The sequence below is a fragment of the Actinomadura sp. BRA 177 genome, from assembly GCF_013372625.1.
GTDB lineage: Bacteria > Actinomycetota > Actinomycetes > Streptosporangiales > Streptosporangiaceae > Spirillospora.
The window spans coordinates 1-9,632 of the sequence record NZ_JABXFD010000237.1; the positions used below are offsets into that span (position 1 = coordinate 1).

Below are 9,632 nucleotides of genomic sequence, written 5' to 3' on the forward strand. Positions count from 1 at the left end.
CCTCACGTCGGCTTGGCCGCCACTCTAGAGAGCCGGGCGGACGGGCGGGCCCGCCGCCCTAGTGGCCGGACGCGACCGCGCCCGTCGCGAGGTCCCGGTGCGCGCGGATGATCTCGGCGTAGCGGTGCCCGCTGTCCTTGACGACGCGCTTCTGGGTGGCGAAGTCGACGTGGACGAGCCCGAACCGCTGCGCGTACCCGTACGCCCACTCGAAGTTGTCCATCAGCGACCACGCGAAGTAGCCGTCCAGCGGGACGCCCGCGCGGATCGCGGACGCGCACGCCGCCAGGTGCGCCTCCAGGTAGGCGGTGCGCTCGGCGTCGTGGACGGCGCCGTCCGGCGTCACGGTGTCGGGGTAGGCGGAGCCGTTCTCGGTGACCATGATGCTGGGCGGCGCGTACTCCCGGGTGACGCGGACGAGGATCTTCTCCAGCCGGTCCGGGTGGATCTCCCAGTCCATGCCGGTGCGCGGCGTCCCCGCCGGGGTGATCTGCCGGGTGCGCGGCGGCGCGCCGCCGGGGTCGGCGACGGTCACCGACCGCCGGTAGTAGTTGACGCCGAGCCAGTCCAGCGGCGCGGCGATCGCCTCCAGGTCGCCGGGCCGCACCGGCGGCTCCACCCCGTACTCCTCGATCATGTCGGCGGGCAGGCCGCGCCCGAAGACGGGGTCGAGCCACCAGCGGTTGTGGTGGCCGTCCTCGCGCCGCGCCGCCGCCGCGTCCTCGTCCCGGTCGCTGCCCGGCTCGCAGTCGGTGAGCAGGTGGACGATGCCGACGCGGGCGTCCGGGGCGGCCGCGCGGATGGCCCGCGCGCCGAGCCCGTGGGCGAGCATCAGGTGGTACGAGGCGGGCACGGCCGCCCGGATGTCGGCGACGCCGGGCGCCATCACGCCCTGCAGGTGGCCGAGCCACGCCGCGCAGATCGGCTCGTTCAGCGTCGCCCACGACGCGACGCGGTCGCCCAGCGCCCCGGCGACGACCGACGCGTACTCGGCGAACCGCTCGGCGGTGTCGCGGGACGGCCAGCCGCCCCGGTCCTGGAGCGCCTGCGGGAGGTCCCAGTGGTACAGGGTGGCGTGCGGCTCGATGCCGGCCTCCAGCAGCGCGTCCACGAGCCGGTCGTAGAACGCGAGCCCGGCCGGGTTGACGGCGCCGTCCCCGGCGGGCAGCACCCGCGGCCACGCGATCGAGAACCGGTAGGCGCGCAGGCCGAGCGCCTTCATCAGCGCCACGTCGTCCGGCCAGCGGTGGTAGTGGTCGCAGGCGACGTCGCCGGTGTCGCCCCCGGCGACCGCGCCCGGGACGCGGCAGAACGCGTCCCAGATCGAGGGCGCGCGGCCGTCCTCGGCGGCGGCTCCCTCGACCTGGTAGGCGGAGGTCGCCGCCCCCCAGGCGAAGCCGGGTCCGAACGCGGTCAGGTCGTCGATGGGCACAGGTCTCCCTCTGGTCGTGCGGGACGGGTCATTTGACGGAGCCGGCGGTCAGGCCGGCCACCAGGAAGCGCTGGAGCAGCAGGAACCCGGCGACGACGGGCAGGCTCACCACGAGGGAGGCGGCCATCACCTGGTTCCAGTAGACCTCGTGCTGGGTGGAGTAGCCCTGCAGGCCGATCGCCAGCGTCCGGGTCTGCTCGTTGGTCATGACGGAGGCGAACAGCACCTCGCCCCACGCGGTCATGAACGCGTAGACGGTCACCGCGACGATGCCGGGCAGCGCCGCCGGGACGATCACCCGCAGCAGCGCGCCCAGCGGGCCGCAGCCGTCCACCCGGGCCGCCTCGTCCAGCTCACGCGGGATCGACTCGAAGTAGCCGACGAGCATCCAGATCGAGAACGGCAGCGAGAACGTCAGGTACGTCAGGATCAGGGCGCCGCGGCTGCCGTACAGGGCGAGACCGGTCGCGTTCCCCACGTTCACGAAGATCAGGAACAGCGGGAGCAGGAACAGGATCCCCGGGAACATCTGCGTGGACAGCACCGTCACCGTGAACACCCGGCGCCCGGCGAACCGGTAGCGGCTCACCGCGTACGCCGCGCCGATCGCGATCGCGACGGACGCGAGCGTGGCGCCGCCCGCGACGATCACGCTGTTCATGAAGTAGCGGGCCAGCGGGACGGTCGACCACATGTCGATGTAGGGGCGGATCGTCGGCTCGGACGGGATCCACCGGAACGCGCCCTGGACGTCCTGCAGCGGTTTCAGCGACGAGCTGACCATCGCGTAGACGGGCACGAGGGTGAACGCCGTCAGCAGCGTCAGCACGATCCGCCGCGTCCACACGAACGACGCCGGCGGATCGGTCGGCGCCCTCCTGCGTGCGCGTGTGTCAGCCATGCGCGTCTCAGCCATGCGCGGGCCTCCGCCTCGACGTGACGAGCAGGTACGCCGCCGTGACCAGCAGCAGGAACAGCAGGAGCAGCACCGACTTCGCCGAGCCCGTCCCGAAGTTCCAGGTGACGAACGACGCGTGGTAGATGTGCACCGAGATCAGGTCGCCACCGTCCGGCGCCGCCTTGCCGAACAGGACGAACGGCGTGTTGAAGTCGTTGAACGTCCACAGGAACAGCACCAGCACGAGCACCTGGTTGATCGGCCGCAGCGACGGCAGCGTGATGTGCCGGATCTGCCGCCAGATGCCCGCGCCGTCCAGCGCGGACGCCTCGTACAGGTCGCGGGAGATGTTCTGCAGCCCCGCCATGAGCACCAGGAACGCGAACGGCCACGACCGCCATACGATGACGGTGACCAGGGCCCAGAAGCTGTTGTCGCCGATCAGCCAGAACGGCCGGTCGCCGCCGGTCACGTGCAGCTGGTCGGCGAGGATGTGGTTGACCATGCCGGTGTCGCGCTGGAACATGAACGCCCACGTCATCACCGCGGTGTAGACGGGCAGCGCGTACGGGACGAGGAAGATCGCCCGCAGCGGCCCGCGTCCCCGGAACCGCTCCTGCATCAGCACCGCGGCGGCGGTGCCGAGCAGCCACGACAGCCCGACCGCGAGCACGGTGACGGCGATCGTGACGAGGAACGAGCGCAGCAGGCCCGCCCCGATCGCGCCGTCGAAGTCGACCGCGACGCGGTAGTTCCCGAGGCCGGTCCAGGGCGCCTGCGACCAGTCGCGGATGTAGAAGAGCGTCAGCTCCTTGAAGCTCATCCAGATGCCGACGGCGATCGGCACCAGGTGCACGATCAGCTCCGCGATGACCGCCGGCGCCAGCAGCAGGTAGGGCAGCGCCTTCGGCGGCAGCCGCAGCCGCCGCCTCCCCGGCCGGGCCGCGCCGGGCTCGGCCGGGGGCCTCTCGGTGCCGCCCGTCCGGGCGGCCGAGACGTCCGCAGTCGTCATCCGCTACTTGCCCATCTGTTCCTGGGCGGCGGCGAGCTTCTCCTTGACCTTCTCTTCGGTGATCGGCTTGCCGGCGGCGGCGTCGGCGAACAGCTCCTTCATCGCGGTGCCGACGGCCGTCTCGAACTGGCTCTCCTCCGGGACCTGCGGCAGCGGCGCCGCGCTGGTGGCGAGGATCTGCTTGAAGACCCTCAGGTCGGGGGTGTCGAACGCCGGGTCGTTCTGCGCGGCGGTGACGGCGGGCAGCGACCCGTACGCCTTGTTGAGGATCTTCTGCTCGTCGTCGCTGGTCATGAACTTCACGAACTTCAGCGCGCCGTCGCGGTTGTCGGTGTTCTTGAAGACCGCGATGTTGATGCCGGCGACCATCGAGGTGATGTCCCGTCCGCCTGGCGGCGTCGGGGACGGCTTCGGCAGCGGCACGACGCCCCAGTCGCCCGGCTTCATGCCGAGGTTGGTGAGGCCGCTGGTGGTGGCCTGCCACATGAGCATCGCGGCCTTGCCGGTGGCGAAGTCGTTGAGCGACTGGTTGGCCGAGTACTCGGCGTTGCCGGGCGCGGCGATCTTCTCCTTGGCGATCAGGTCGATGTAGGACTTGACCGCCTTCACCGCCTGCGGGGTCGCGAACTGCGGCTTGCCGTCGGCGGTGAAGAAGTCGGCCCCGTACATCTGGCCGATGTTGAACGCCGCGTGGACGTTCTCGGGGATGCTCGCGCCCTCGACGGCGATGCCGTGCTTGCCGTCCTTGGTGAGCTTCCGCCCGGCGTCGACCATCTCCTGCCAGGTCTTGGGCGGCTCCAGGTTCGCGTCCGCGAACATCTTCTTGTTGTAGTAGAGGCCGTAGGCGAGGGAGTAGAGCGGCACGGCGGCCGGGGGCTTGCCCTTGGCGCCGGCGGAGGCGAGCGCGGCGGGCACGAACCGGCCGGCGCCGCCGACCTTGGTCATCGTCGCGTCGTCGAACGGCAGCAGCCCGCCGGTGGCCTGCAGCGACGCCGACCAGGTGTTGCCGATGTTGAGGACGTCCGGCCCCTGGCCGGAGGTGGTGGCGGCGAGGATCCGGTTGAGCAGGTCGGTCCAGGGGACGATCTCCAGCTCGACCTTGATGCCGGTCTGCTTCTCGAACTTGGCGAGCTCGGGGTTCAGCACCTTCTGGTCGGCGGCGATGTCGGTGCCCTGGTTGCTGGCCCAGTAGGTCAGCGTCTTCGGGTCGCCGTTCCCGCCGCCGGACGCGGTGCCGCCGCCGCACGCCGCCGCGGTGGTCACCAGGAGTCCCGCCGTGAGGACGGCCGCGGCCCGTCCCGCGAATGTGGTATGACGCATCGGCTCGGCCTTCCGATTCTGAGTGAGGTGCGGGTCACTCGGAGAGTTTGATCACACTTTATTTCACGACGTGATATAAGCAGTGACATAATGGTCGGGTCAAGACCTGAGAACCGCGGGGGACGCGGCCGCGCGGCGGCCGCGGGAGAAGGGGGCCCGATGCCGGAACGGCGCCGGAAGACCGTGCGCGACCTGCGCCGCACCAACCGGTCGGTGCTGCTGCGGCGGCTGTACTTCGACGGGCCGCTCAGCCGCCAGGACCTGGCCAGGGAGACCGGCCTCAGCCCCGCCTCGGTCAGCAACGTCGTCACCGAGCTGATCGACGCCGGGCTCGTCGTGGAGGCGGGCAGCGTCGAGTCCGACGGGGGCCGCCCGCGCGTACTCCTGAAGACCGCGGCCGGTTACGGCCACCTCATCGGCGTGGACGTCGGCGAGACGCGGGTGATGGTCGAGCTGTTCGACCTGGAGCTGACCCAGCTCGCCAAGGCCGACTTCCCGCTCGGGGACGGCGGCCACGACGAGCGCGCCGTCGTCCGGCACATCCTGGACGGTCTGCCGGCGGTCATCGAGGGCGCGTCGGTCGACCCGGCGTCCATCATCGGCGTGGGAGTGGGCGTGCCCGGTGTTGTGGAGCGCAGCGTGATCGAGCACGGCCCGGAGGCGGTCGTGCACTGCCAGACCGTCGGCTGGGAGGCCGTGCCGCTGGAGCGGATGCTGCGCGCGGGCACCGATCTCCCCCTGTTCATCGACAACGGCGCCACCTCGCTCGGCCAGGCCGAGATGTGGTTCGGCGCCGGGCGCGGGAACCGCAACGCCGTCGTCGCGCTCATCGGCTCCGGCGTCGGCGCCGCCGTGATGATCGACGGCTCGCCGTACCGGGGCGCGGCCGGCAGCGCGGGCGAATGGGGGCACACGACGGTGCGGGTCGGCGGCGCGCGGTGCCGCTGCGGGTCGCGCGGCTGCCTGGAGTCCTACGTCGGCGCGACCGCGCTGCTGGAGCGCTACCGCGCGGCGGGCGGCCCGGCCGGGACCGACGAGGAGGCGGCCCTCGCCGGGCTGCTCGCCGACCCGTCCGACGCCGCCGCGGGCCTGCGCGACGACATCGCCGAGTACCTGGGCGCGGGCATCGCCGACCTGGTCAACCTGTTCAGCCCCGAGAAGATCATCATCGGCGGCCGGGCGGGGCTGCTGATCGGCGGCCGGATGCTCGACCGGATCATCGAGGCCACCGCCGCGTACGCGCTGCGGCAGCCGTTCGCGCAGACCACGATCGAGCCGTGCCACCTCGGCCCGGAGGCCGTCGCCGTCGGCGCGGCCACCCTCCCGCTCGCCCACCTCCTCGACAGCGGCGGCGACCCGGCCCCGTAATGGCCCGCCGCCGGGCCACGGGCGATAATGGAGGCCCGACCCAGCCTCCGGAGGAACGACGACAGATGGGCACCGCCGGACGTCCCGTGCGCGAGTCGCTGCTCGACGCCGCCGCCGACCTGCTCGTTGAGCGCGGCTACCGGGCCGTCCGCATGCGGGACGTCGCGGAGGCCGCCGGGGTGAGCCGGCAGACCGTCTACAACGAGTTCGGCGACAAGTGGAGCCTGGCGCAGGCGGTCGTGGTCCGCGACAACGAGCGCTACCTCGACGGCATCGACACGGTGCTGTCCGAGCACGCCGACGTGTACTCCGCGGTGGTCGCCGCGGTGACGTACACGCTCGAGACGTCGGCGGACGACCAGCTGAAGAAGGCGGTGCTGACCGGCGCGGGCGGCGACGAGATGCTCCCGCTGCTCACCACGCAGGCCGAGCCGGTCCTGTTCGCCGCCAGCGCCCGCATCGCCGAGCACGCCCTGCGCCAATGGCCCCACCTGGACCGCGACGCCCTCACCGAGGTCGCCGACGCGGCGGTCCGGCTGACGATGAGCCACCTCATGCTCCCCTCCGGCCCCCCGGAGACCTTCGCCCACTTCGTGGCCCGCCTGGTGACCCGCTACCTGTCCGTCCCGCCGAAAACCACTGGTCCGGACACCTGACCCCGCGCTAGCCTCCGAACCACCTCGCGGCTGCTGTACCCGAGGAACGAGCGGGCCGCTCGCCCGCTCCCCGCCGTCGCGCCCTTCCGCGCGGACGGCTCATCTCCCCGTGCGCGCCGACGCGCGCTTTCCGGCAGCCCCGAAGGATTCTCACCGTGTCCGCACGTCAAGATCACCGTCTCGCCCGCACCGGCGAGCACTGGCTCACGCTTCCCAACCCGCGGGGCGTCCCCGTCGAGATCTGCGCCGGCGGCGACGTCCCGCTGGAACCGGCCGCCGTCCCCGAGGCGCTGGCCCTCCTGGAGACCGCCGAAACCCTCGAACGGCTCGCCGAGGCCACGCCCGGCTACGGCGGGCCCGCACCGCGCATCACCCGCGCCGCCCTCACCCCGGACTTCCACAAGGGCGCCGGGATACCGATCGGGACCGTCCTGGAGACCGAGCACGCGCTGCTGCCGCAGGCGGTCGGCAACGACGTCAACTGCGGCATGCGGCTGGAGGTCACCACGCTGCGCGCGGACCGCGTCCGGGCCCGGCTGGACGCGCTGGAGCGGCGGCTGCGGCACCTGTTCTTCGAGGGCGGCCGGCGGATCGCGCTCACCCCCGTCCAGCGCGAGGCGCTCCTGCGGGACGGCCTGCCCGGCCTGCTCCTCACGGGTGGGACCCCGTGGCGGGGCGTCAGCGCCGACGACGCCGTCGACCGCATGCACGCCTCCGGCTTCCCGGCGGCGACGGCCGACGCGTTCGCCGACTGGATCGGCAGCGCGGGCGGCGCCAGCCACGACAGCGTCATCGGCGGGATCGGCGGCGGCAACCACTTCGCCGAACTCCAGTACGTGGCGGCCGTGCACGACCCCGCCGCCGCGCACGCGTGGGGCCTGATGCCGGGCACGGTCGTCACGATGGTGCACAGCGGTTCCCTGTCGCTGGGCCACCAGGCCAACGCGACCGCCCTGGATGCGCTCCGCGCGGGCTGGCCGGCCGGCCTGCCCCGCCCGCGCAACGGCGTCCTGCCCTTCCTGCTGGACGAGCGGTCCGAACCCGCCCGCCGCCGGTACCTGGACGCGTTCGGCAACGCCGCCAACTTCGCGGCCGGCAACCGCTACTTCCTGTCGCTGACGATGCGGGCGGGCCTGGCCGCCGAGTGCGGGGACGCGGCGGCGCGGCTGCTGTACGACGCGCCGCACAACCTGTTCTGGCGGGACGGCGACCGGGTCGTGCACCGCAAGGGCGCCACCCCGGCGGGCGGCCACGCCGAGATGGCCGGCGGCCCCTACGCGATGTGGGGCGAACCGGTCATCGTGCCCGGCTCCATGGGGGCGTCCAGCTTCGTCCTGCGCGGGCGGGGGAACCCGCGCACGCTGGCCAGCGCCTGCCACGGCGCCGCCGGCGGATCCCGCGCGGCGCGTCCGCGCGGGGCGGCGACGCGGAACTCGACGCGTTCCTGCGCGAGTTCCGGGTGGTGACGCCGCTGGACCACCGCGACCCGGTGGCGGCGCGGCGGTCCGACGTGATGGCGGCGTGGCGGCGCGACGTGATGGCGGCGTGGCGGCGCGACGTGATGGCGGCGTGGCGGCGCGACCTGAAACAGGAGGCGCCGTGGGCCTACAAGGACATCGGCCCGGTCGTGTCGAGCCTGCTGGGCGGAGGCGTGGCGACGTCGGTCGCCGAACTCCGGCCGCTGCTCACCGTCAAGAAATAGCCGTCTGCAGGTGGACGACCTTCACGCTCGTCATCTCGTCCAGGAGTTCGGGGCCGTAGCCGAAGCCGTGGCCGCTGGCGCGGCGCGGGGTGGCGGCGCCGCCCGGGGCGCCGCCGAACACCGCGTTGATCTTTACGGTGCCGGTGTTCAGGGTGCGCCAGGCCGCCTGCGCGTGGGCCATGTCGCGGGTGAGGACGGTCGCGGCGAGGCCGTAGCGGGAGCGGCGGGCGGCGTCCAGGGCCTGGTCGAACGACGGCACGGTGCGGACGGGCGCGACCGGCCCGAAGACCTCCTCCGCCATGATCGGCATGTGGTCGGTGCAGTCGGCGAGCACCGTCGCCGGGTAGAACGCGCCGGGGCCGGCCGGGATCTCCGCACCGGTCAGGGGGCGCGCGCCGTCCCCGATCGCCTTCTCGACCTGCTGGTGCACGTGGGTGCGGTGGCGCTCGTCGACGAGGGGGCCGAGTTCGGTGGACACGTCGGCGCCCGGCCCCATCCGCAGGTCGCGGGCGCGGTCGGCGAGCGCGTCGAGGAACTCCTCGGACACGTCTTGGTGGACGTAGACGCGTTCGACGGACGTGCAGATCTGCCCGGCGTTGGCGAAGCAGCCGATGGCGGCCTGCTCGGCGGCCCAGGACGGGTCGACGCCGGCGTCCACGATCAGCGGGTCGGAGCCGCCGTTCTCCAGCAGGGTCTTGGCGCCCGTGCGCAGCGCCAGCTCGGCGATGCGGCGGCCGGCGGACGTCGAGCCGACGTGCGCGATGACGTCCGCGCCGGAGTGGCGGGCGAGGGCCTCGCCCACCTCGCCATCGCCGATGACCATGTTCAGCACGCCGTCGGGCAGGCACCCGGCGAGCAGCTCGGCGAGCATCGCGCCGGTGTGCGGAGTCCGCTCGGACGGCTTGTGCACGACGGTGTTGCCGGTCGCCACGGCGGCGCCGATCAGGCCGCAGGCGATGGCGACCGGGTCGTTCCACGGCGTGATCACGGCGACGACGCCGCGCGGCTCGCGGACCATGAAGTCGCAGGCGTCCCAGCCGCCCTGCAGGCTGCGGCACCCGTGCAGGGCGCCCAGCTCGGCGTACTGGCGCAGCGTCCCGATCCCGGCCTCGACGCCGCCGAGCGCGTCCCCGGACGGCTTGCCCATCTCGGCGGTCACCAGCGCGGCCAGCTCGTCCATGCGCTCCTCGACCGCCCGCGCGGCGGCGCGCAGGGCCGCGCCCCGGTCGCCGGCGGGGGTGGCC

At 73.2% G+C, this 9,632-nt stretch carries 9 protein-coding genes; 4 read left to right on the forward strand and 5 right to left on the reverse strand.

The window, feature by feature from the left end; all coding sequences use genetic code 11:
* Positions 1-58: 58 nt before the first annotated feature.
* The 4 genes from HUX53_RS09360 to HUX53_RS09375 are packed head-to-tail and all read right to left on the reverse strand — an operon-like array spanning position 59 to position 4,662.
* Positions 59-1,426 carry a GH1 family beta-glucosidase gene (locus tag HUX53_RS09360; protein WP_176402769.1) on the reverse strand — a complete coding sequence of 456 codons (1,368 nt, stop codon included), beginning with the start codon at positions 1,424-1,426 and terminating at the stop codon, positions 59-61.
* A 34-nt stretch (positions 1,427-1,460) separates the two neighbouring features.
* Complete coding sequence (locus HUX53_RS09365) at positions 1,461-2,333, reverse strand: carbohydrate ABC transporter permease (protein WP_176402761.1); 873 nt, start codon at positions 2,331-2,333, stop codon at positions 1,461-1,463.
* 7 nt (positions 2,334-2,340) lie between these two features.
* Complete coding sequence (locus HUX53_RS09370) at positions 2,341-3,342, reverse strand: carbohydrate ABC transporter permease (protein ID WP_176402762.1); 1,002 nt, start codon at positions 3,340-3,342, stop codon at positions 2,341-2,343.
* A 3-nt stretch (positions 3,343-3,345) separates the two neighbouring features.
* The gene (locus tag HUX53_RS09375) at positions 3,346-4,662 is read right to left on the reverse strand and encodes a sugar ABC transporter substrate-binding protein (RefSeq protein ID WP_176402763.1); all 1,317 of its coding nucleotides are present in this window, start codon (positions 4,660-4,662) and stop codon (positions 3,346-3,348) included.
* 159 nt (positions 4,663-4,821) lie between these two features.
* Here HUX53_RS09375 and HUX53_RS09380 point away from each other — a divergent pair, with 159 nt between their 5' ends.
* The 4 genes from HUX53_RS09380 to HUX53_RS09395 all read left to right on the forward strand — a co-directional run bounded on the left by HUX53_RS09380 (position 4,822) and on the right by HUX53_RS09395 (position 8,388).
* Entirely contained in the window at positions 4,822-6,030 is a 1,209-nt protein-coding gene (locus tag HUX53_RS09380; protein WP_176402764.1) for an ROK family transcriptional regulator, read from the forward strand.
* Positions 6,031-6,095: 65 nt separating this feature from the next.
* Positions 6,096-6,686, forward strand: a complete 591-nt coding sequence (locus tag HUX53_RS09385; protein WP_176402765.1) for a TetR family transcriptional regulator — start codon at positions 6,096-6,098, stop codon at positions 6,684-6,686.
* A gap of 155 nt (positions 6,687-6,841) precedes the next feature.
* Positions 6,842-8,152 (forward strand): RtcB family protein, encoded by a 1,311-nt coding sequence (locus HUX53_RS09390; protein WP_176402766.1) that lies wholly within the window; start codon positions 6,842-6,844, stop codon positions 8,150-8,152.
* Positions 8,146-8,388 carry an RtcB family protein gene (locus HUX53_RS09395; RefSeq protein WP_176402767.1) on the forward strand — a complete coding sequence of 81 codons (243 nt, stop codon included), beginning with the start codon at positions 8,146-8,148 and terminating at the stop codon, positions 8,386-8,388. Before HUX53_RS09390 ends, HUX53_RS09395 begins: the two co-directional genes overlap by 7 nt.
* Here the strand turns inward: HUX53_RS09395 and HUX53_RS09400 are convergent.
* Positions 8,378-9,632, reverse strand: a 1,255-nt coding sequence (locus HUX53_RS09400; protein WP_176402768.1) for an aldehyde dehydrogenase, incomplete at its 5' end; no start/stop codon positions are given. The two genes, HUX53_RS09395 and HUX53_RS09400, sit on opposite strands and share 11 nt — an antisense overlap.

Excerpts from the sequence above, each read along its gene's own strand:
- HUX53_RS09365 (WP_176402761.1), bottom strand. The coding sequence starts at position 2,333 with ATGGCTGACACACGCGCACGCAGGAGGGCGCCGACCGATCCGCCGGCG.
- HUX53_RS09370 (WP_176402762.1), bottom strand. The coding sequence starts at position 3,342 with ATGACGACTGCGGACGTCTCGGCCGCCCGGACGGGCGGCACCGAGAGG.
- HUX53_RS09375 (WP_176402763.1), bottom strand. The coding sequence starts at position 4,662 with ATGCGTCATACCACATTCGCGGGACGGGCCGCGGCCGTCCTCACGGCG.
- HUX53_RS09380 (WP_176402764.1), top strand. The coding sequence starts at position 4,822 with ATGCCGGAACGGCGCCGGAAGACCGTGCGCGACCTGCGCCGCACCAAC.
- HUX53_RS09385 (WP_176402765.1), top strand. The coding sequence starts at position 6,096 with ATGGGCACCGCCGGACGTCCCGTGCGCGAGTCGCTGCTCGACGCCGCC.